This is a genomic window from Microbacterium sp. 05T445, assembly GCF_056395865.1.
In genome coordinates, this window is sequence record NZ_JBFTKJ010000001.1 from 240,039 (window position 1) to 261,526 (window position 21,488).

At 69.9% G+C, this 21,488-nt stretch carries 18 protein-coding genes and 2 tRNA genes; 10 read left to right on the plus strand and 10 right to left on the minus strand.

Features of this window, described 5'->3' with window-relative positions; genetic code table 11:
- Window positions 1–11 precede the first annotated feature (11 nt).
- From AC1DDU_RS01135 to AC1DDU_RS01145, 3 genes are all read left to right on the plus strand, one after another.
- Complete coding sequence (locus AC1DDU_RS01135; RefSeq protein ID WP_477430792.1) at window positions 12–926, plus strand: O-acetyl-ADP-ribose deacetylase; 915 nt, start codon at window positions 12–14, stop codon at window positions 924–926.
- 113 nt (window positions 927–1,039) lie between these two features.
- Window positions 1,040–1,753 (plus strand): ABC transporter ATP-binding protein, encoded by a 714-nt coding sequence (locus tag AC1DDU_RS01140; protein ID WP_477430793.1) that lies wholly within the window; start codon window positions 1,040–1,042, stop codon window positions 1,751–1,753.
- Window positions 1,750–3,075 (plus strand): FtsX-like permease family protein, encoded by a 1,326-nt coding sequence (locus AC1DDU_RS01145; protein WP_477430794.1) that lies wholly within the window; start codon window positions 1,750–1,752, stop codon window positions 3,073–3,075. Before AC1DDU_RS01140 ends, AC1DDU_RS01145 begins: the two co-directional genes overlap by 4 nt.
- 58 nt (window positions 3,076–3,133) lie before the next feature.
- Here AC1DDU_RS01145 and AC1DDU_RS01150 read toward each other — a convergent pair.
- The 4 genes from AC1DDU_RS01150 to galU form a co-directional block, all read right to left on the minus strand.
- Window positions 3,134–3,206: transfer RNA gene (locus AC1DDU_RS01150), tRNA-Ala, on the minus strand.
- A gap of 67 nt (window positions 3,207–3,273) precedes the next feature.
- Window positions 3,274–4,245 (minus strand): large exoprotein, encoded by a 972-nt coding sequence (locus AC1DDU_RS01155; protein ID WP_477430795.1) that lies wholly within the window; start codon window positions 4,243–4,245, stop codon window positions 3,274–3,276.
- Between the two features lie 85 nt (window positions 4,246–4,330).
- On the minus strand, window positions 4,331–4,960 hold the full coding sequence (locus AC1DDU_RS01160) for a GNAT family N-acetyltransferase (RefSeq protein WP_477430796.1): 630 nt from the start codon (window positions 4,958–4,960) through the stop codon (window positions 4,331–4,333).
- Window positions 4,961–4,983: 23 nt separating this feature from the next.
- Window positions 4,984–5,871 (minus strand): UTP--glucose-1-phosphate uridylyltransferase GalU, encoded by an 888-nt coding sequence (gene galU / locus AC1DDU_RS01165; RefSeq protein WP_477430797.1) that lies wholly within the window; start codon window positions 5,869–5,871, stop codon window positions 4,984–4,986.
- 80 nt (window positions 5,872–5,951) lie between these two features.
- Between galU and AC1DDU_RS01170 the strand changes: the two genes are divergently transcribed.
- Genes AC1DDU_RS01170 through mscL form a run of 3 tightly spaced genes read left to right on the plus strand, consistent with a single transcriptional unit; the run spans window position 5,952 to window position 7,317 of the window.
- Window positions 5,952–6,548, plus strand: a complete 597-nt coding sequence (locus tag AC1DDU_RS01170; RefSeq protein WP_477430798.1) for a 5-formyltetrahydrofolate cyclo-ligase — start codon at window positions 5,952–5,954, stop codon at window positions 6,546–6,548.
- A gap of 20 nt (window positions 6,549–6,568) precedes the next feature.
- A complete protein-coding gene (locus tag AC1DDU_RS01175) occupies window positions 6,569–6,850 on the plus strand; it encodes an FmdB family zinc ribbon protein (protein WP_477430799.1) in 282 nt (93 codons plus the stop codon).
- Between the two features lie 47 nt (window positions 6,851–6,897).
- A complete protein-coding gene (mscL, locus tag AC1DDU_RS01180; RefSeq protein WP_477430800.1) occupies window positions 6,898–7,317 on the plus strand; it encodes a large conductance mechanosensitive channel protein MscL in 420 nt (139 codons plus the stop codon).
- On the opposite strand, the gene AC1DDU_RS01185 is transcribed toward mscL, so the two are convergent.
- Together AC1DDU_RS01185 and AC1DDU_RS01190 are read right to left on the minus strand one after the other, a co-directional pair.
- Entirely contained in the window at window positions 7,311–7,511 is a 201-nt protein-coding gene (locus AC1DDU_RS01185) for a hypothetical protein (RefSeq protein ID WP_477430801.1), read from the minus strand. The two genes, mscL and AC1DDU_RS01185, sit on opposite strands and share 7 nt — an antisense overlap.
- Entirely contained in the window at window positions 7,498–11,226 is a 3,729-nt protein-coding gene (locus tag AC1DDU_RS01190; protein ID WP_477433389.1) for an AAA family ATPase, read from the minus strand. The genes AC1DDU_RS01185 and AC1DDU_RS01190 overlap by 14 nt, the downstream gene beginning before the upstream one ends.
- A 208-nt stretch (window positions 11,227–11,434) precedes the next feature.
- On the opposite strand from AC1DDU_RS01190, the gene AC1DDU_RS01195 reads away from it, so the two are divergent.
- The 3 genes from AC1DDU_RS01195 to AC1DDU_RS01205 all read left to right on the plus strand — a co-directional run bounded on the left by AC1DDU_RS01195 (window position 11,435) and on the right by AC1DDU_RS01205 (window position 13,591).
- Window positions 11,435–11,986 (plus strand): methylated-DNA--[protein]-cysteine S-methyltransferase, encoded by a 552-nt coding sequence (locus tag AC1DDU_RS01195; RefSeq protein ID WP_477430802.1) that lies wholly within the window; start codon window positions 11,435–11,437, stop codon window positions 11,984–11,986.
- A 205-nt stretch (window positions 11,987–12,191) separates the two neighbouring features.
- A complete protein-coding gene (locus AC1DDU_RS01200; protein ID WP_477430803.1) occupies window positions 12,192–13,106 on the plus strand; it encodes a LuxR C-terminal-related transcriptional regulator in 915 nt (304 codons plus the stop codon).
- 134 nt (window positions 13,107–13,240) lie between these two features.
- Window positions 13,241–13,591 carry a histone-like nucleoid-structuring protein Lsr2 gene (locus AC1DDU_RS01205; protein WP_477430804.1) on the plus strand — a complete coding sequence of 117 codons (351 nt, stop codon included), beginning with the start codon at window positions 13,241–13,243 and terminating at the stop codon, window positions 13,589–13,591.
- Between the two features lie 79 nt (window positions 13,592–13,670).
- Here AC1DDU_RS01205 and pntB read toward each other — a convergent pair whose 3' ends face one another.
- Window positions 13,671–15,086, minus strand: a complete 1,416-nt coding sequence (gene pntB / locus AC1DDU_RS01210; RefSeq protein WP_477430805.1) for a Re/Si-specific NAD(P)(+) transhydrogenase subunit beta — start codon at window positions 15,084–15,086, stop codon at window positions 13,671–13,673.
- Window positions 15,083–16,630 carry a Re/Si-specific NAD(P)(+) transhydrogenase subunit alpha gene (locus AC1DDU_RS01215; protein ID WP_477430806.1) on the minus strand — a complete coding sequence of 516 codons (1,548 nt, stop codon included), beginning with the start codon at window positions 16,628–16,630 and terminating at the stop codon, window positions 15,083–15,085. Before AC1DDU_RS01215 ends, pntB begins: the two co-directional genes overlap by 4 nt.
- Window positions 16,631–16,909: 279 nt before the next feature.
- Between AC1DDU_RS01215 and AC1DDU_RS01220 the strand changes: the two genes are divergently transcribed.
- Window positions 16,910–16,981 (plus strand) — tRNA-Arg (locus AC1DDU_RS01220).
- A gap of 219 nt (window positions 16,982–17,200) precedes the next feature.
- On the opposite strand, the gene AC1DDU_RS01225 is transcribed toward AC1DDU_RS01220, so the two are convergent.
- A complete protein-coding gene (locus AC1DDU_RS01225; protein WP_477430807.1) occupies window positions 17,201–18,331 on the minus strand; it encodes a tyrosine-type recombinase/integrase in 1,131 nt (376 codons plus the stop codon).
- A gap of 343 nt (window positions 18,332–18,674) precedes the next feature.
- The gene (locus AC1DDU_RS01230; protein WP_477430808.1) at window positions 18,675–21,455 is read right to left on the minus strand and encodes a GmrSD restriction endonuclease domain-containing protein; all 2,781 of its coding nucleotides are present in this window, start codon (window positions 21,453–21,455) and stop codon (window positions 18,675–18,677) included.
- Window positions 21,456–21,488 lie beyond the last annotated feature (33 nt).

Genomic DNA, 21,488 nt, shown 5'->3' on the forward strand with positions numbered 1-21,488 from the left:
ACAATGGGACGGTGACCACGCTCGTCGCCGTCCACGGCGACATCACCGCCCAGACCGCCGACGCCATCGTCAACGCCGCCAACAACGCGATGCGCGGCGGCGGAGGCGTCGACGGTGCGATCCACCGCGCGGGCGGGCCGGAGATCCTGCGGGACTGCATCGCACGGTTCCCGCAGGGACTCGCGACCGGCGACGCCGGCTGGACGACCGGTGGCGCGCTCCCGGCGCGCTGGGTGGTGCACACGGTGGGTCCGAACTACGGCGCGGGGCAGCGCGACCGGGCCCTCCTCGAGTCCAGCTACCGTCGCTCGCTCCAGGTCGCCGACGAGCTCGGAGCGCGCAGCGTGGCCTTCCCGCTGATCAGCGCCGGCGTCTACGCCTGGCCGCGGCGCGAGGCGATCACGACGGCCGTCGACACGATCGCGGCCACCCCGACCTCGATCGACGAGGTGCGGCTGGTCGCCTTCGATGCGACCGCTCACCGCGAGATCGCCTCGACGCTGACGATGGCGACCTCCGTCCGCATCCTGCAGGGGGTGCGCGAGCTGCATCGGAGAGGGTTCCACCGTCTCCGGGTCCGCCCCGGGGTCGCGCCCTCGGGCATGCACTGGCGGGTGGTGGTGTCGGATGCCGACGACCCCGCCACGTCGATCCCGTACACGTCGGGCGCCGAGAGCGCATTCGCCGACGGCGCGGTCGACGCGATGTCCTCGCCCGGCGAGGTCGCCGACCTCGTGCTGCGCGCGATGCCGCGCCTGCGCCCCGACGCCGACGACCCGCGGTACGTCGCGTGGTACGACGGGCTGGTCGCGCTCGTCGAGCCGCGCCACGAGCTGCCGGTGTCGTTCGCGGACGGCTTCGACGACACCGAGGGCTGGGAGATCGGCTGGGGAAGCGGCATCCGCTACCCGGCGCCGCCGTCCTGACACCCGCTGCGACGCGGTGAGGATGGCCGCGTCATCCGCTCGGATGACCTGCGCGGCGCAGGATCCCTCTCGCGCCCGACGCGCCGGGGTGCCCCGACAGGCACGGTGGAAGCATGAGTTCCTTCGTGATCGAGGCGTCCGGCCTCGAGAAGTCCTTCGGCCAGACCGGCGGCACCCAGACCCGCGCGCTCGCCGGCGTCTCGCTCGCGGTCGGCGCCGGTGAATCCGTCGCCATCATGGGCGCCTCGGGCTCCGGCAAGACGACGCTGCTGCACTGCCTGGCCGGCATCACCCTGCCCGACGCCGGCTCTGTCGCCTTCCACGGCCGCGCGGGCCGCGTGCAGGTGAACGCCCTGGGTGAGCGCGACCGCACGCGTCTGCGCCGCGAGGAGTTCGGCTTTGTGTTCCAGCAGGGACTGCTGATCCCCGAGCTCACCGCGATCGAGAACGTCGCGCTCGCGCTCATGCTCAACGGCACTTCGCGCCGCGGGGCCACGCAGCACGCCGCCGGCTGGCTCGCCGCCCTGGGCCTTGCCGGGATGGAGGGTCGCCGCATCGGCCAGCTCTCGGGCGGCCAGGCGCAGCGGGTGGCGATCGCCCGCGCACAGGTGACCGGGGCATCCGTCGTGTTCGCCGACGAGCCCACGGGCGCGCTGGATTCGGCGACCTCCGCCGAGGTGATGGGCGCGCTCCTGCATTCGACGACCGGCCAGGGTCGCACGCTCGTGATGGTCACGCACGACGCCGACGTCGCCGCCCGCTGCTCGCGCATCATCGACGTGCGCGACGGGCGCATCGTCGGCGAGCGGGTCGGGGCGTCGGCATGATCGCGCGCGTCGCGTGGCTCCTCGCGCGTCCGGGCTCCGCCGGCGCCGCGACCCTGGTGCTGCCCATCACCGCGTTCGCCATCGTGACGACGCTGCTGCTGACGGTGCTGGGCGGCGCACAGTCGTTCTGGACGTGGACCGACGACATCGGCTTCAGCTACCAGCTCCTCGCGGTGATCGCACTCGTGCTCCTCGTGGTGCCGCTGGCCTCGCTGGGCGGCGCAGCGGCCCGCCTCTCGGCCCGCCGCCGCGATGACCGCCTCGCCACGCTGCGCCTGCTCGGCGCGACGCCGGCGACGGTCTCTGCCCTCGCGGTGCTGGAGTCGACGGTCCTCGCCCTGATCGGCGCGGCGCTGGGGGTCGTGGGGTACTTCGCGGTGGTGCCCGCGCTGGCGCTGGTGCCGTTCCGCGGCCGGCCCCTGGGAGTCGAAGGCGTTCTGCTGGGCTGGCCGATGCTCGTCGGCGTCGGGCTCGGAATCGCCCTGCTCGCCGCGGTCAGCGCCGTGCTGGGCCTGCGCCAGGTCGTGATCTCGCCGCTGGGCGTGCGGACCCGGCAGGATGCCCCGACGCTGTCGTGGCTGCGCGCGCTGATCGGCGTCGGCGTCGTCGCGGTCGCCTTCGGGCTCATGAGCGTCCTGCAGGTCGCCGGCAGCGCACTGGCGATCATCGCGTTCATCGCCGTCGCGTTCGGCGGCACGCTCGCGGTGCTGAACCTGGTCGGGCCGTGGGCGATCCGCCTCGTCGCACAGGGTCAGGCGCGCCGCGCCAAGCGACCGGCGCGGCTGCTCGCGGCACGCGCCGTGCTGGAGTCCCCGAAGGCCGCGTGGCGTCAGGTCTCCGGTGTGGCCATGACGAGCTTCATGGCGGTGTTCGCCGGGGTCGGCGTGGCGCTCATCGACCTCACCGGCAGCGGCGAGGGCCTCGACCCCGAATCCGCGCAGCTGTTCGCCGACATCCGCACCGGCATCCTCATCACCGTCATCGGCTCGTTCCTCATGGTGGCGTGCTCCGTCGGCGTGAACCAGGCCGCAGGCATCCTCGACCGCCGCGACCTGTACCGCTCGCTCGACATGCTCGGGATGCCGGAGCCCACGATGAACGCCGCGCGCCGGCGCGCCGTGATGTCTCCGCTGCGCCTGACAGCGCTCGGCTCGGCCGTCGTCGCGGCCGTCGTGATGCTCCCCCTGACCGGCCTCACCCTCATCGTGCAGCCGCTCGCACTGCTGGTGATCGCGCTCGTCCTGGCTGCGGGGATCGGCGTGGTCGCGCTCGGACTGGTCGTCACCCGCCCGCTGCTGCACCGCGCGGCGACCGGGATCTGAACCGCGTCCGGACACGAAGAAGGCCCCCGCGATGCGGGGGCCTTCTTCGTGTTCTGTGTGGACCTGAGGGGAATCGAACCCCTGACCTCCTCGATGCGAACGAGGCGCGCTACCAACTGCGCTACAGGCCCGTGAACCTCAGAAACACTATCACGGTTCGAGGCGCCCTCCGAACCGGCGGGGTGCCCGTGAGGGGCCCTATTCGCCCGCGGCGCGGCGGGTCAGCAGGCTGCGCACGTGGGCCTCGATCTCGGCGTCGTCGACGTAGCCCATGCGGGCGTAATCGGCGCCGTCGGAGGGTGCGTGCGCGGCCCGGGCGACCTCGATCGACGCCGGCTGCTGCGCGGCCGCACGGGCGGCCATGGCCTCTTCCAGCGCGGCCCGGCGCAGCGCCTCCCGTGCGGCTGCGACGTCCAGCGTCGCCGCCGCGCGCGAGCCCGCCGACGCCGTGAGCGGGCGCGGGAGCTCCCGCGGCGCCCACTCGCGCTGCTCGGGCTCGAGGGCAACATCCTGCACCACAGCCGCGCGGCGCGGCGCGGCATCCGTCGCCCTCACGACCGCGCGAGCGGCCACGCGGGACATGCGGTGCAGGACGAGAAGGGATGCCGTCACCAGCCCGACACCGCTCCACAGCATCGTCTGCAGACCGGCGGTCACCGTCTCGTACGCTCCCCACGCGGCGAGGCCGAGCCCGACGACGGCGCCGAACGTGGCGACCAGCCGGAAGCGGCGACGCGCGCGGGCACGGCGACGCTCGGGCAGGGCGCGCTCGGCGGCGAGGTCGGCGCGTGCCTGGGCCTCAGCCTGAGCACGTGCGGAGCGTGCGCGTTCGAGGTCGACGCGGGCGGCGGCCTCGGCAGCCACCCGTTCGGTGCGGGCCACCTCCAGGTCGGCGCGGGCGCCCTCGAGAGCGGCCTGCTCGCGCTCGGCGAGAGCCCGTTTGGCGAGGCGCTGCTGCGCCGCCGCGGTGCGGGCGTTCAGCTCGAGGCGGACTTCTTCGGGGGTCTCGCTGGTCTCGGCGAGGACGCGCAGCGCCTGGTTGAGGCGCACCGCGTTGCGCTCTGCGGCGTCGTACTGGCGCCTGCTGTGCCAGGACGGCAGCAGGTAGACGAGCCACAGGGCGACGGCAACGAGGACGATGACGCCCCCACCCAACACCTGCCCACCCATGAGACCACGCTATGCGACCGGATGGCATCGGCCCACGGCATCCGCTCGCGTGTTGCGTTTTGGTCTCGATGCGTGTCGCGTCGGCTTATGCGTGCAGGTGATCCGCCGGTGGCACGGCGGCGGCGTCCTGCGGCGCGCGACCGGACACCCACCGCTGCAGCACACCCTCGGGCACGTCCTCCCGCACGAGGGCGAACGCGTAGTGATCACGCCAGTCGCCGTCGATGTGGATGAAGCGACGGCGCAGTCCCTCGTAGCGGAACCCGAGCTTCTCGACCACCCGCAGGCTCGCCCGGTTCTCGGGCCGGATGCAGATCTCCATGCGGTGCAGCCGCAGCTCGGAGAAGCAGATGTCGGTGGCGAGCGCGACAGCGGTGGGGGTGATGCCCCGGCCGGCGAACCGCTCGCTCACCCAGTACCCGATCGTGGCCGAGGCCAGCGAGCCGCGGGCGATCCCCCACACGTTCAGCTGGCCGGCGATCTCACCGCCGGACTCCATGACGAACGGCACGCCGACACCGTCGCGATACTGCTGCAGCAGCCGGCGCACGCCCACGCGCATGTCGAACGACACCGGCCCGTCGGGACTGGTCGCCTCCCACGGACGCAGCCAGCCGCGGTTGGCCAGCAGCTCGTTCTGCAGCACGCGCGCGTCGCGCTGACGCACCAGCCGGATCGACACCGGCCCGTGGCTGCGAGGAGCCGTCAGATCCACGAGACCCTCTCGAACGGGCGGCGTCAGAGGTTCGCCGCGAACTCCTTGAACCAAGGACGCAGCGCGGGACCGAGATCGTCGCGATCGGCCGCGAGCTGCACGATGGCCTTGATGTAGTCCACCCTATCGCCGGTGTCATAACGACGGCCACGGAAAACGACGCCGTAGACGCCGGGCCCGTCGGGATCGGCGGCGAGCTCCTGCAGAGCGTCGGTGAGCTGGATCTCGCCTCCCTTGCCCGGCTCGGTGCGCTCGAGGATCTCGAAAACGTTCGGCGAGAGCACGTAACGGCCGATCACGGCGAGGTTCGAGGGCGCATCCTCGGCGCTGGGCTTCTCGACGAGATCGTTCACCTTGACGATGCCGTTGCTGTCGGTCGACTCGACCGATGCGACGCCATAGAGGTGGATGTGCGCCGGGTCGACCTCCATGAGCGCGATGATGGCAGCGCCCGTGCGCTCGTGCTCGGCGATCATCGTTGTCAGCAGCTCGTCGCGCTCGTCGATCAGGTCGTCGCCCAGCATCACCGCGAAGGAGGCATCGCCGACGTGCGCCTTCGCGCGCAGCACGGCGTGACCCAGGCCCTTGGGCTCGCCCTGGCGGACGAAGTGGATGTCGGCGAGGTCGCTGGACTCGAGCACACGGTGCAGGCGATCGATGTCGCCCTTGTCCTTGAGCTTCTCCTCCAGCTCGGGGACCGAGTCGAAGTGGTTGGAGATCGCGTTCTTGTTGCGGCCGATGATGACGAGGATGTCGTCGATCCCCGCCTGTGCCGCCTCCTCGACGACGTACTGGATCGCCGGCTTGTCGACGACGGGGAGCATCTCTTTGGGCATCGCCTTCGTTGCCGGGAGGAAGCGGGTGCCGAGACCTGCGGCCGGGATCACGGCCTTGATCGGGGTGTGAGGCATCCCCCGAGTCTAGACGCCCCTCGGTTTCGACCGGGCGACGCACGGACGCCGCGCACCGGTCGCCACGTACAATCGACACCATGTCCGACGCGATCGCCGCCGAGAAGCGCGCACTGCGCGCCGACCTGCGCGAGCGACGGCAGCTGCTGTCCCCGCAGGCGCGCGAAGCCGCCGAAGCGGGGATCCACGCCCAGCTCGACGCCCTGGTCGCCGCCCACGGCGCCCGCTCGATCTCGTGCTTCCTGTCGACCACGACCGAGCCCGGCACACGTTCGTTCGTGACGGATGCCGTGGGCCGCGGCATCCGCGTGCTCCTTCCGGTCACGCGCACCGACGGACTGCTCGACTGGGCGGTCGCCACCCCCGACGGCGACATCGCCGAGGGACTGTTCGGACTGCCGGAGCCCGTCGGCGAGCTGCTGGGGCCCATCGCCGTCAACGACGTGGACCTGCTGGTGATCCCCGCCGCCGCCGTCGACCGCACCGGGATGCGGCTGGGCTGGGGCCGCGGCTTCTTCGACAAGACGCTGGGCTCGATGGAGCGCTGCCCCCCGGTGTTCGCGGTCGTGTACGACTCCGAGTTCGTCGACGAACTGCCCAGCGACATCCTCGACCAGCGCGTGACCGGCGTCGTCACGCCCACGCGCACCATCGCCCTGGCACCGACCGGGCGCTGACAACCGACACCGAGAGAGAAATGCCCACCTACGCCTACGCCTGCAAGCAGTGCGGTCACCGCTTCGACGCGGTGCAGTCCTTCGCCGACCCCACCCTCACCGAGTGCCCCGAGTGCGGCGGCGAGCTGCGCAAGGAGTACGGCTCGATCGGCGTGACCTTCAACGGCTCCGGGTTCTACCGCACCGACTCGCGTGCGGGTGCGAAGACGGGCGGATCGGATGCCTCGGCTGGCGCGTCGTCGTCGACTTCGACATCATCGAAGACCGAGGCGAAGTCCTCGCCCGCGTCGTCCGGCAGCTGACGCACGGAGTCCGACCACCGGCGCGGGAGACAAACCGGGAGGTACTCGTGATCAAGGGCTTCAAGGACTTCATCCTCCGAGGCAACGTCATCGACCTTGCGGTCGCCGTTGTCATCGGCACCGCGTTCACGGCCGTGGTCAACGCCATCGTGGCGAGCATCATCAATCCGCTGATCGAGATCTTCTGGAAGCCGGACGAGAACGGGAAGATCGGCATCACGGTCAACGGCTTCTGGGGTCCGGTGACGTTCCCGATCAGCGACCTCATCAACGCGGTGATCGCGTTCCTGGCGGTCGCGATCGTCGTGTACTTCGTGTTCGTCCACCCGATGAACGTGATGAAGGAGCGCGCCGCGGCCAAGCAGGGCGTGTCCGCGGAGCCCGAGGCGCTGCCGAGCGAGGCGGAGCTGCTGGTGCAGATCCGTGACCTGCTGGAGAAGCAGGGCAAGGCCGACACCCGTCAGTAGTGCGGCGGGACGTCGCGCCTCATGCGCTCGTCGTTCGGCCCGTTCTGAGCCGCGGATGCCGCGTCCTCCGAGGACGCGGCATCCGTCGTCTCGTCGGCCGGGATCGGCTCCGCCCCGGTGCCGGGCGCCGGAGTCAGCTTGGCGCGCCGGGAGCCCTTGACCCGCTCGATGCGCTGACGGTCACTCGATGACATCGATGGGCTGGGTCTCGCTGTCGACGCGCGGCGCGTCCGGCGGCACGCCGAGCATCGCCGCGATGCGCTGCGCGACGTCGGCCGGGTCGCGGTACAGGTCGAAGGAGTGCACCCGCACATAGTGCCAGCCGAGGCGGCGCAGCACCTGGGGGCGCAGCCGGAGCGATTCGCGCAGCGATTCGCCGATCGTCTCGGGGTCGCTCTCGACCACGACCGCCTTGCCGTCGTACTGGGCGACCAGCGGCAGCAGGCCGCGGTAGTGCACGTCGACCGAGAGGCCCGCGCGCCGCAGCTCGCGCGCGAGGGCACGGGTGAGCGGATCGGCGAGGTCTTCCAGTCGCGCCTCGCGAGAGCGGGCGGCGAGGTTGCCGAGGATCGACATGAGGGTCGCGGCGCCGTACTCGAGGCGGCCGTCGTCGAAGGCCGACGGACGGATCGACGACACGATCACCATCGACCGGCGCGCGCGGGTCATGCCGACGGTGAGCAGCCGCTCGCCGTCCGGCGAGGACAGGTCGCCGAAGTCGCTGAGCACGCGCCCGTGCTTGGTGAGTCCGAAGCCGAGCGAGAAGATCACGCGGTCGCGGCTCTCGGCGACGGATTCCTCCAGCGTGAGCACCGAGAACGGCTCAGCGGTGTCGCGCGAGACGAAGTCGGCGACATCCGATCGGCCGGCGAAGGCGGCCTCCACGGCGGCGCGCACCCGCTCGGCGTGGCGCACGCTCGCCGTGACCACCATGAGCGACTCGCTCCCCCGGTTGACCGCGTGCTCGACGACGAGCGTCACGACGCGCGCCACCTCCGAGTCGGGGCTCTCCACGGCCCCGGTGACCGGGTCGGGCGCGCCGTGGCCGCCCTCCACGTAGTCGACGGCGAGGCTGCCGCGGCCGAGGTACGACCCTGCCCACGGCAGCGAGGCCAGCTCACCGCCGTAGAACGCGTCGTTGACCAGTGCGGCGAGGTCCTCGCCGCCGGCGCGGTAGCTGCGGGTGAGCGTCTCGACCGGCAGCAGCTCGGCCAGACGCTCGAACACGCTCGTGGTGTCGAAAGGCACGTCCTCGTCGTCCAACGGGATCGGTGCCGTTCCTCCGACAGCGGCGGTCACCGGCGATCCCGCGGCGACGCGGAAGGGCGTCGGTCGCTGGGTGACCGGGTCGCCGAAGGCCACGACCTGCCCGCCGCGGCGCAGCGCCGGCGAGGCCTCGGCCAGACACAGGGCTCCGGCATCCGCCAGCACCACGACGTCGAACGCGAGCGCGTCGGGGATGCGGGGCACCTCGTACGGAGAGGCCAGCCACACCGGCGCGAGGGTCCGCGACAGCGTCGGGGCGACGGCCGTCAGCTCCGCGGGCGTGATCGCGCCGCGCTTGAGGGCCTGCTTCAGCCCATCGGCCTCGGCCGCGTGGTCGACGATGCCGATGCGCCACTGCGTCGCCAGGCGCGAGGCCAGCAGGGGTCCGGATGCCGCCGCATGGGCCTCGTCGACGAGCCGGAAGTCACGCTCCAGACGGTCCACGACCGCGGTGTTGGCGCCGAGCACGGCCCTGTCGGTGCGCAGCAGCACTTCGAGTGCGGACTGCCACCACGCGTACTCGAGCTCGGCGGCGACCTGGTCCTCGGGCACGTGGCGCACCGAGAGCTCGAGCAGGAGCGGCTCCAGGCCGAGCGCGGCCAGTTCGGTGCGCAGTGTCGCGCGCTCCTTGAGGTTGTCGAACACGTCGGAATCGGCCGCCAGTCCCGCGAGCGTGCGCACCAGCTGCTTGACCGGGAGCGTCGCCAGGCGATCGGCGCCGGAACGGCCGAGCGCGGCATCCAGCTCTCCCAGCTCGGCGTCCACCCGCTGCCACGCGACCTGCACGTCGCCCAGGCCCAGCGGCACCTCGGGGGTGACGCCCGCGTCGACGTAGCGCTGCCACTCGGTGCGCTGCTGCTGGATGCGCACCAGCGCCTCGTACATGTCGGGCACGTGGACGCCCGGACGCAGGTACTCGCGCGAGAGCCGGCGCAGCCGCCGGCGGTTGGCGCCGTTCATGTCGGGGGCGTCGCGCCGCGGCGCGTGCGCCTGGATCAGCTCGGCGAGGGGTCGCTCGAAGACGGTGAGGCTGAAGCGGTCGAGCGAATCGCGGATGCCCTGGAGCAGGCGCACGTAGGCGCCGAGCTCCGCGACCGTCTGGAACGGGCGCATGCGCGTCTGCGCGATGAGCTCGTACCCGCGCTCGAGCAGGGTGGGCACGTCGCTGCGGTGCAGCTTGCCTGCCAGGGCGTGCGTGCCGCGGGCCTGCTCCACGGTCGAGAACGAGACCCCGTACCAGGGCGAGTCGTCGGGTCCGAACCGGAACTCACCCAGCCGGGCCGCCGCGGCGAGCTTGGCCGCCGCACTCTCGCGGGTCGTCGACAGCCTCTCCAGCGCAGCCGCGTCGAAGCGGGCCTCCGTCACCGGCGGCACGCCCTTCTCGGCCAGCGCGGCGAGCTCGCGGAGGATGTCGAGCACCGACACCCCGTACGACGGATGCCGCGCGGTCACCGCCGCGCGGTAGTCCCGCAGGACCCCGCGCAGACGCACGAGCGCGTCGTCGATGTCGGCGACCTTCGGGGCCTCGGCCTTCTCGTTGCGGCCGATCGCGCGGATGAGGTCGCGCTGCAGGCGATCCGGCGAGACGGCGAGCCCAGGCAGGCCGATGCCCGCGAGGCGGTGCCGCACCCCGTCGAGGGTCGACCGGCGCGCGCTGACCACGAGCACCCGCTTGCCCTCGCGCACCAGCGCGCCGATGGTGTTGATGACCGTCTGGGTTCCGCCGGTGCCGGGCAGCGTGTGGACGACGAGCGACTGCCCGCCGGCGATCCGGGCGAGCACCCGCTCCTGCTCCGAGTCGGCGTCCAGCAGCAGCGTGTCGGCGGCCGGCGGTCGCTCGTCGGGGTTGGTCGGCGCGGGACCGTCGCGGCGGATCGTGACCGACTCCCGGTCGGCGATGTGCCCCGCGAGCGCGTTGAGGACGCGGTGGTCGAGATCGGCGGCATCCGCTGCCATGTCGGCGCCCACGTCCGCGAAGCTCGAGACCAGCAGGCGCGGCTTGACCGCATAGGAGTCGATGGATGCCGTCAGCGCACGCAGGTGGTCGATAACCGGCTGCGGCTTGAACAGGACGCCGTCGTACGCGAGCGCCGCCAGGGCGCGGGCGTCGATCGAGATGCCGAAGTGGGTGCGCATCGCGCGGACCAGCTCCGGGTTGACCGAGAACGTCCCGTGCAGCTTGAGTTCGAAGTCGCCGTGGTGGCGGCGGATGGCGAGCGGTCGCAGCAGCACCGGCGCGGTGCAGTGGAGTCCGCCGATCCGCCAGGTGGCCAGCCCGACGGCCAGGCGCACGGTGTCCAGGCCCCGCGTGGTGCGCAGCTCCTGGTCCTTCGCGGTGATGCGCTCGGCGGCCAGCCGCGCGTTGCGCAGCGCCACCTCGTCGCGGAACAGGTTCGACAGCAGCGTCGATCGCCCCGTGATGAACTGGGGAAGACTCCCGGGGTGCGCCTTGGTGATCTCGATCGCGGCATCCTGCGCGTCGGTCCAGTGCAGCAGCGTCGACCGGCCGCCGAGGGCGGCGGACTGCAGCCGCAGCCGCTCGCGTTCCGCCTCGGCGACGTGGACGACCGTCACGTCGGGCTCGGCGAGGCCGAGGTCGCCGGGGGTCACGTCCGACCCGTGCTCGGCGTCTGCAGTGCCCAGCACGGCGCTCCGTTCTCCTCGCCACACACGTGACACCCTAAAGGCGACGCGCCCCGGGTACTTGCAATGGACCTGAGTTTCGCGGTATTGAGGCCACCCGCCCGCGGAATCGGCATCCGTTCCTCCCCACGCCCCGCGCGGCCAGAACCCTCCACATCGCAGCCGTCCGATCCGCCGCCACGTCGGCGCCGCGCGCCAGGATGGTCGCATGACCCCGCAGGATCCGCCCCGCTACCGCGTGCACCCGTCGCCGATCGGCGACGTCCTCATCGTCACGACCGACGACGGCATCGTGACCCTTCATCCCTTCGACGGGCCGCTCCACAGCGAGATCGAGCGTGTCGCCCTGCAGCTGCGCGCACTTCCCGTCCCCGACGACGAGACGGATGCCTCCCCTGCGGCGACCGCCGCCGCCCAGCTCGACGAGTACTTCGACGGCGAACGCCGTGAATTCGACCTCCCCTTGGACTGGCGGCTGGTGCGCGGGTTCACCCGCGCCGCGCTGGAGGCGGTCTGCGAGATCCCCTACGCCGAGACGGCGAGCTACGGCGAGGTCGCGATCACCGCAGGAACCCCACGTGCCGCGCGCGCCGTAGGCACCGCGTGCGCGACGACTCCGTTCTCGCTCGTCGTGCCGGTGCACCGCGTCGTGCGGGCCGACGGATCGCTCGGGGAGTACGGCGGGCGCCCCGACGTGAAGCGGTTCCTCATCGACCTCGAGCAGCGGGCCGCGAGCACCGCCCGCGCGGTCGCGTCCTGACGAGCCGCGGACGCCCGGCGGAAAGGATCGCCTCGACGGCGGGCGTGTAGGCCGCCCGCTCGGCGCGGGACCCGGGCGACCGGCCGTCCGGTCCCGCGTCCCCCTTCTCGACCACGTCTGGACGACTCCTCGCCGAGGGCCCGGTGGTAGGGTCGACGCTACGAAAACGGCGGCGCCGTCGCCGTCACCCCGGAAGCAGGTAGCCGTGGGCGGTTCGCTCCCACCACGCACGCCGGCCCCCGCACGCAAAGGTACGGGCGTCCGGTTCGCCGGTGCACCCGACGTCGCCGACTCGGATGCGCAGGCGCTCGACGACGCGGTCGCCGAACTCATCCGACGCACCGGCTTCCCCGTCGCGTTCGGCGGGCTCGCCCGCGGCGACGCGATCCACGTGACCGCCATCCACGGCGCCCGCACGCGCAGCCTCGAGGGCCTGGTCGTCCAGGCCTCGCGCGGGCTCGGCGGACGCGCGCTCGTCGAGAAGCGCCCCCGCCTGGCGCTGGACTACGGGTCCTCGCGCAGCATCACGCACGACTACGACGACGCCGTGCTGGGCGAAGGCATCGCGACCCTGTTCGCCGTCCCGATCATCGTCGGCGATCGCGCGCGCGGCGTCATCTACTGCGGGTCGTGGGCGGAGGAGCCGGTGGGCGACGTCGTTGCGCGCCCGGCGTTCGCGATCGCCGACGAGCTCTCCAGCGAGCTGCGCATCCGCGAGGAGGTGCAGCGGCGGCTGCACGCCACTCCGGTGCGGCCCACGTCGATCCCCGCCGCCACCCGCGAAGAGCTGCGCGAGACGTACGCGGAGCTGCGCAGCATCGCGGCCGGCGTCGGCGATCCGCAGCTGCGCGCGCGGCTGGGTCGTCTCGAGCAGCGCCTCGCCGCACTCTCGCACGCCGACGCCGAGATGCCGGTCCACCTCGACGTGCGCCTCTCGCCGCGCGAGATCGACGTGCTGGCATGCGCAGCGCTGGGCGCCACCAATGCCGAGATCGCCGCGTCGCTGGACCTCAAGGAAGGCACCGTGAAGTCCTATCTGCAGGCGGCGATGGCGAAATTGGATGCCTCCACCCGGCACGCCGCCGTCGCCATGGCCCGTCGGGCCGGCGTACTCCCCTGACCGAGGACGAACTCCTTTCGTCCCGAATTCCTCCTCATTCGTGGGCGTTCGATAATCCGCCGGGATTCCCCGACTTCCCGAATTCCCGAATTCGCAATAGTGCCGGACGGCGATATGCGCGTATCGTCCATTCCATGGCTCGCAGAATCGTTCATCAGCTCGTCGACGACATCGACGGCACCATCTTGGAAGTCGGCGAAGGAGAAACCGTCCTCTTCTCGCTCGACGGCGTCGCATACGAGATCGACCTCACCGACGAGAACGCCGCCGCACTGCGCGGCGCGCTGGAGCGCTACACGAAGGCCGCGCGCAGCGTGTCGTCCGGCCGTGCGACGGCCGCCTCGTCCGGCGCACGCAAGCGGCGCCGCACCGGCCAGCACGACTACAGCGGCGTGCGCGAATGGGCGAAGCAGAACGGCTACCAGGTGTCGGAGCGCGGGCGGGTTCCGGCATCCGTCATGGAGGCTTACGAAGCGGCGCACTGAAAGCCGCTCAGCCGACGAGAGGCGACGTGCCGATGCACGTCGCCTCTCGTCGATTTCACCACGGAATCGCCCTCCCGCGTCACGTCCGGGAAAGCTGGAAGAGGATCTCCTCGACCTTCTCCTTGGCGTCGCCGAACAGCATTTGCGCGTTGTCGCGATAGAACAGCGGATTCTGCACGCCGGCATATCCCGACGCCATCGACCGTTTGAACACGATCACATTGCCGGCCTCCCACACCCGCAGCACCGGCATCCCGGCGATCGGGCTGCCCGGGTCCTCCGCGGCGGCGGGGTTCACGGTGTCGTTGGCGCCGATGACGAGCACGACGTCCACTCCCGCGAGGTCGTCGTTGATCTCGTCCATCTCCAGGACGATGTCGTACGGCACCTTCGCCTCGGCCAGCAGCACGTTCATGTGCCCGGGGAGGCGTCCGGCGACCGGATGGATGCCGAACTTGACGTCGACGCCCCGCTCGCGCAGCTTCTGCACGAGGTCTGCGACGCCGTGCTGCGCCTGGGCCACCGCCATGCCGTAGCCGGGGGTGATGACCACGGTGCCCGCGTTCGCGAGCATGTCGGCGGCCGCCTCGGCGTCGATCTCGCGGTGCTCGCCCTGTTCCTCGTCGCTCGAGCGCGGCGCTTCGATGCCGAAGCCGCCGGCGATGACCGACAGGAACGACCGGTTCATCGCCTTGCACATGATGTAGCTCAGGTACGCACCCGAGGATCCGACGAGGGCGCCCGTGACGATGAGCAGGTCGTTGTTCAGCAGGAAGCCGGCCGCGGCGGCGGCCCATCCCGAGTAGCTGTTGAGCATCGACACCACGACGGGCATGTCGCCGCCGCCGATCGAGGCCACCAGGTGCCACCCCAGGGCGAGCGCGAGAGCGGTGACGAGCACGAGCAGCCACAGCTCCGGGGTGATGACGTACCAGACGGTCAGTGCCAGGAAGGCGACGAGCGCACCGACGTTGAGCACGTTCTTGCCGGGGAGCATGAGCGGCTTGGACGACATCCGCGCCGAGAGCTTCAGGAACGCGACGATCGATCCGGTGAAGGTCACGCCGCCGATGAAGACCCCGATGAACACCTCGGCATGGTGGATGTCGGCGAGCGCCCCGGTGAGCCCGGCGTCGTACAGCGCACCGTTCCAGCCGACGAGCACCGCGGCGAGACCGACGAAGGAGTGCAGCAGGGCGATGAGCTCCGGCATCCCGGTCATCTCCACGATGCGCGCCCGCCACAGCCCGATGGCACCGCCGATGACGACGGCGGCGACGAGCAGTGCGAGGCCGATCATCGCCTGCGGGTCGCCCCATGCTCCGGCGGCGGTCACCCACACGGTCGCGATGAGCGCGATCGTCATGCCGATGATGCCGAACGTGACGCCGCGGCGGCTCGTCTCGTGCTTGCTGAGCCCGGCGAGGCTGAGGATGAACAGCAGTGCCGCGACGATGTAGGCGGCGCCCGCGACCTGACCTGCGACCGCGATCATCGGGTCTCACCCTTCTGGAACATCGCGAGCATGCGCCGCGTCACGGCGAAGCCGCCGAAGATGTTGATGCTCGCCAGCAGCACGGCCACGGCCGCGAGGATCTGGACGGTGAGGTCGGGGACCGTGATCTGCACCATGGCGCCGACGACGATGATGCCCGAGATCGCGTTCGTGACGCTCATGAGCGGCGTGTGGAGGGCGTGGGCCACGTGGCCGATCACGTAGAAGCCCACGACGACGGCGAGGGTGAGCACGAGGAAGTGCTGCGGCAGCGGTGGGGGTGCGAACGCGCAGATCGCGAACAGCGCCGCGATGCCGGCGACCACGAGCCCGGTGCGTGCGCCCGCCGACATCGTCTTCTTCGCCGTGACCGGCGCGGGCTCGGCCGCCTTCGCGGCGACCGGCGCCGCCGAGACCTGGACCGGGGGCGGCGGCCAGGTGACCTCGCCGTCGCGCACGACGGTGACAGTGCGCTGCACGACGTCGTCGAAGTCCAGCGTCAGTTCGCCGTTCTTCGCCGGGGTGAGCAGCTTCAGCAGGTTCGCGAGATTCGTCGAGAAGAGCTGGGAGGCCTGCTGCGGCAGGCGTCCGGCCAGGTCCGTATAGCCGAGGATGACGACGCCGTTGTCGGTGACGACACGCTCGCCGGCCACCGACCCTTCCACGTTCCCGCCCTGCGCGGCCGCCATGTCGACGATGACGCTTCCGGGCTTCATGGTCGCGACGTCGGCCGCCGTGATGAGCCGGGGCGCCGGTCGCCCCGGGATGAGCGCGGTGGTGATGATGATGTCGACGTCGGCGGCCTGCTCGGAGTAGATCTCGGCGGCGCGCCTGTCGTACGCCTCGCTGGTCGCCTTCGCGTAGCCGTCGGAGGAGACCTGCTTCGCCTCCTCGGGCACGACGACCTCGAGGTACTCGCCGCCGATCGACGCGACCTGGTCGGCGACCTCGGGCCGGGGGTCGGTCGCGCGCACGATCGCACCCATGCTCGACGCGGCCCCGATCGCGGCGAGCCCCGCGACGCCCGCCCCCGCGACCAGCACCTTGGCGGGCGGGACCTTGCCCGCTGCCGTCACCTGGCCGGTGAAGAACCGCCCGAACTCGTGCGCCGCCTCCACGACCGCTCGGTAGCCGGTGATGTTGGCCATCGAGCTCAGCACGTCCATCGACTGAGCGCGCGAGATGCGCGGGACGGCGTCGAGGGCGATCGCCGTGATCCCTCGCGTGGCGAGCGCCTCGACGAGGTCCGGGCGCAGCGCCGGGCTGAGCATAGCGACGACCGTCGCCCCGTCGGCGAGTCGGTCGATCTCCTCCGGGCTCGGCGCATTCACCTTGAGCACGACGGGCGAGGTCCACGCCGTCACCGGGTCGACGACGGTCGCGCCCGCTGCCGCGTAGGCGGCGTCGGGGAAGGACGACCCCGCCCCCGCGCCGGCTTCGACGACGACGTCGTAGCCGAGCGCGATGAGTTTGGGGACGGTGGTCGGGGTCGCGGCCACCCGGGTCTCTCCGGGCGCTTCGGCGACGATGCCAATGCGGGTCATGCGTTCCTCTGGATCTGAGCGACAGCCTCGAACAGCGAGACGGTGGGATCGGCGGGCACCTCCCTCGGTGCTCGCGATGACGCCTCCACCCTGTCAGACCGCCGCGCGGATCCGCCCCGCATGACCGCCGACACGACGACAAGAATCGCGGAATTTGCCCCGCGAGCACCACATCGTCGCTTCTTCCTGCACCGCGCCCGCTCGGTGCCAGGATGCCGGATGCCGAGACCGTTCCGCTGAAGAAGCCGTCGGCCTTCCTCCCATAGACTGTGGGAGCCAGCCTCTGTAGCTCAATGGAAGAGCAGTTCCGTCCTAAGGAAACGGTTGGGGGTTCGAGTCCCTCCAGGGGCACAGCTTCTTTTTGCCTCTGACCAGGTTTTTCTTCTGAGGTCAGACCACTCAGAACGTGTTTTTGGCCGCTTTTTGGCCGCATTTGAGAATGCTATGAGCCGAAACCGACGCAGATTCGACGCCCTTCACGGAGCGTCGTTCGATGCCTCTGAACAACGAAATCGAGCATTTCTGGCGTCCTGAGCCTCGTCGAAAAGTTGAGCAGTCTGCTCTCCGGCGTTACGTCGGTCGGGCGTAGCGCGTCTGCGGACCCGCCGGCAGCGCCACGAGCGGCATGGCCGCGTTGAGGCGCGATGCGACGGCATCCAGATCGTCGTCGAAGAGGTCGGCGTAGGTGTCGAGCGTCATGGCCGCCGACGCGTGCCCGAGCATCCGCTGCACGGCCTTGACGTTGGCGCCGGAGCTGATCGCGAGCGACGCGGCGGTGTGGCGGAGGTCGTGAGGCGTCAGCCGCGGGATCGATGGGTCCACAGCCTGCGCGCGGCGGACCGCGTTCGCGAACCACCCCTGTGCGCCTGAGTTGCGCATGTGGTTGACGCCGTCGCCGAAGAGCAGTCCTTCCGGCCCCTTGCCGGCGCAGGCCTGCTCGATCATCGGAGCGAGCCGCTCGGGGTAGGGCACCGAGCGCTTCTCGTGCGTCTTGGGCGTGCCGACGTGGATCTCGTACGCGATCATCACCGCGTTCTCCTCGATGACGAAGCGCCGACGCAGCCGGTTCACGCTACGCACCCGCAGCCCCGTCGCCTCGCCCCAGCGCAGTCCGGTGTAGGCCAAGGTCAGGACCATGGTCGGATGCGCCGAGCATGCCGCCAACGTCGCCACCTGGTCGTGCGAGAGATAGACGCGGCGCTTGCCTGGTCCGCTCCGAGGGAGATTGCGGATGTGTCGCGCCGGATTGTTCGCAAGGCGACGATCATCGATGGCGACATCGAGGATGCCGGCGAGGACTCCCAGCGCGCGAAGAACGACCGTGCGCGACTTCTGCATCGCGAGCTCTGACACCCAGTCCTGAACTTCAGACCGTCGGATCGACCAGATCTCCCTGTCTGCCCAGACGGGAGCGACGTGGTTCTTCCACGCCCGCTCGAGCGTCATGTAGTACGAAGGCTTCGACATCGGCGGCTGCTTCGACCGCAGCCAGCTGTCGGCGAACATCTGGACCGGCACCCGCGACGCCACGGGATCGATGTACTCGCCCTTCGACTTGGACACGGTGACCATGGACAGGTAGAGCTTCGCCTCGCGCATTGTCGTGAAGCCGCGCTTCTGCGCCTCGGTGCGATCAGGCTTGCGGTAGCGCACGCGGTACCGGCGGCCGTTCGCCGTTTCGTATGGGGTGATGGTGCCCATCTCGACTTCCGATCTTCGCCGGGTTGATGGTCAGTATCGGGCCAGTGTCGGACACGGATCGGATGCCGTCAACGCGGCAGACGACAGATGTGGATAGATGAGGGAAGCCGTCGTCAACTGGCGTCAGGTTGGAGCGGACGCCTCCCTCCGACGCCCAGAGTGTAGCGCTCGGTCGCGCCTCCGTTCTCGCCGCTCACTCCTTGCAGACTCCGCGCTGGCGCGCGTCGCTTAGCAACCATTCGGCGACGAGAACTGCGTCGCGCCCGATCGCTGAGAGGCTGGATGTCGGAGCGAAGGCGAGAAGCGGTCGACGATGGCACCGATGAACGCAGTACGAAATCTCTCAGACGCGGCCGATCTCGAATCCCAGAGCCTCCAGTCGTCGACGTGCGTCCCACGATTGGAACTGCTTCGTATCGAGACCGAGCGCGATCGACAACACTTGTTTCACGGGCCAGTGCACGCCCTCGATGTCCACCCAGTATGTGAGCACGTTTCCGGGAACGCGGCCCTCGAGGCTTCCGATCACCGTCTGACGGGAGAGCTCGCGACGTTCGCCGTCAAGGGTGAAGGTGATCGTCCCGTGCTCGCCGGGTGCGTCTGACTGCACGAGACGATCGTGCTCACCCATGACCTCCATGAACCACTCGAGGGCGTCGATGACACTTTGTCGATCGCTGACATCGGCGAGGACGTCCACCGAGAAGGTCGGCCGCACTTTCAACTTCGAATCCTCGATCGCGACGCCCCGCGCTCGATTCAGGCGATTCCGGAGCTCGTCGCGCATGCGCACATCGTCGAAGGGTGGGCGACTTGCGAGCCATTGGAAGACCACCTCGATGCTTCCGTAGCTATAGATGACCATCGGCCAAACGTGTGATGCCGAACCAGGTTCTCGCACATGGAGGAATGCGCCGATGTCGGTCGAGGTGCCGAAGGTGACGTACCCGCCGAGGGCCCGCCAGGCTCGCAGCACTTCGATCACTCCGTGGATGGTGGCCGGGGTGAACCTTCCTGCCATCTGTGCCAGATACGCGCTCTCTCGCTCGTCAGAATCATCGACTTCACCGCCCGCGGAATTCGCGTCGATCTCAACGCCGAGGAGACCGGCGAGGTCGGCGACTTCGAGCTTGCTCTCGGCGTCAGCTCGTCCGTCGGCGCCGAACTCGATCCCTTCCTCAATCAAGACGTCCTTCGGGTCGCGACCCTCGTTCGGGCTGCCCGGCGTCCATCGAAAGCCGGGCGAGATAGTTCCTGCCGCCTGCAGAACACGCCACGCGTTGGAGACGAAGTTCTTTCCGAGAAACACTCCGAGGGGAACCGGATGCGTGCCCGCGATGGTTGCGACGTTGCCGTATGTCGTCCAGCGTCCTTCGGGGATGGACTCGATCACCTCGGTTGCTAGCTTCCAAGCCACACCGGACTCCACGACATCGGTCTCGGCAAGCGGTGCGACCCATGTGGTGCGCACGCTCTCGGCCAGTGCAGCCCCACGGCCGAGGATCTGCTGCCGACCCCACGTCGCCTCCGCCGCAATCGGCTTGTTCAGCGCGATATTGCTCTCGGCGAGAAGCGCTCGTTTGGCGCTGAACGGTGCGTTGCTCAGCTCGGAGTTGTACCCAGTCAGCGTCAGGTTGGCGAGGGTGTGGAGGTAAGCCTCGTGCAGGTCGTCGACAGTCGCGAACTCGCCGAGGTCGAGCGACAGACTGTCGCGCCACTCGTTGGTCAGCGTCTGCGGCATGACGTGCTCGATTGTGGCTGCATCAAGCGATGCAGGTTCCTTGCCCGCCTCGACCCGCTCAAGCCAAGCCAGAAGAGTTTTCCGTTGAGTGGGGCGTCCCGAGTAGTAGAACGGCTTCGTGATGACGGCATCCGCGACTTGGCGATCAGTCGCATAAAACTTCCGACCAGTGGACAGGTACCGGTGTAGCGACGCCGAGAGGTCGGTGGCATCCAACTCGCCGGCCGCGCGGAGGAGGATTCGGGAGAGCGCCCCGCTTGGAGCATTGATGAGCAAGCGCCGGACGAAGTACGACTCAAGTACGGCGAGTGCCCTGGCCGCTTCACCTTCAGCGGGCAGACCCGACTCCTGAAGACTCAAAATCTGAAGCAACAGCGGGTCGGCCGCCGTGGATCCCCACTCGTTCAGGCGGGCAAGACGCTCGCGGAGCTCTGGGTCATGGCAGCGCTCGGGATCGCGGATCTGTGCTACGAGTCCGGCGAGCCGGGCGTAGCGCCGAACCTCTGCTTCGACCTGTTCATCGGTCAGTCGGGAGAGGCGCGCCTCTTGCAGCGCATAAATGTCACCCTGCTTGGCTTCCGGCATAGACCACGTGATGTCCATCCAGAAGAGTGCCTCGAGGTCGGCGGAGGTCAGCATTGTTTGCATCGGAAGCCACACCGCGGTGTACACCTCCTCACCACGAGAACCGAGTCGCATGAAGATGTAGTTGCGCAGCAAGTCACCCTGGGTGAGCTTCATCCCCGTGTTGTTGAGTGACTCGAAGATTCGGTACACGTTGTCGTCGTGTCCGGCGGTGATTGCCACGAAGACAAGGCCGTCAAGCACAGCTGATGCGATGCGGTCGATGTCGTGGGGGTCGTCGGGGTCATCCGCCTCAACGAGGCGCGTGCGGAAGAAGCGATAGGCGTCGATGACGCCGGAGTGCATTCCATCGAGAACCGCGTTGTCAACGATTGCTCTGAACGCCGTTCTGTCCGCCTGCGTGGGGAGCAGCTTCAAGCGATCGTCACCTTGCTTGAAGCGGTCGGTGAGATACGTCTCGTGGAGGCGAGCGACCTTTTGAGGAGCATCCGGCTCGGTCTTCGCGATGTGGTCACGGATCGCGGCGATCAGAACCGAGAGCGTCGTGAGACGCTGCTGACCGTCGACGACCAGGAACTCCGAGCCGCCCGGGCCCACGCCGCCCGTGGAAAGAACAAGAGAGCCGGTGAAGTGGGTGGCGCGCCGATCATCGACGCGCGCATCAGACAGATCCACGACGTCACTCCACAATCGGCCGAGCTGCTTCGGGCTCCAGGAGTACGTCCGCTGGTACAACGGCACGCGGTATTGCTTCGCGCCTTCGAGGACTTGCTGAAGTCGGATCTCTTGTACGTGCATGCTTCCTCGCGCTCGATTGCCTCCGCTGAGTCA